Annotated in this window: 1 pseudogene; it reads right to left on the reverse strand. The window is 71.9% G+C overall.

The features are described from left to right. A pseudogene (locus L6Q67_RS23405) lies at positions 1–288 on the reverse strand (hypothetical protein); the annotation flags it as partial.

The following is a 288-nucleotide window of genomic DNA, read 5'->3' on the forward strand; positions in this document are numbered from 1 at the left end:
CAGGATCAGGTCATAGCGCTGCCGGCCGGCCTGGTCGACGGCCTGGAGCCCGTTGTCGGCCTTGTCGACCTGCAGCCCGAAGCCGTCGAGCAGATCTTCGGCCACCATCTGGCTGATCGGCTCGTCCTCCACCAGCAGCACGCGCTTGCCGCTGGCCACCTGGCCCAGGCGGGCCTCGGTGCTGGGCTGGCCGGCGGCCTCCGGCGTGGGGTCGGCGGCGGCGGATTTCTCGAGCCGTGCGGTGAACCAGAAGGTGCTGCCCACGCCGACGGTGCCGCCCATCAGCTC

The organism is Zoogloea sp., assembly GCF_023150065.1.
Taxonomy (GTDB): domain Bacteria; phylum Pseudomonadota; class Gammaproteobacteria; order Burkholderiales; family Rhodocyclaceae; genus Zoogloea.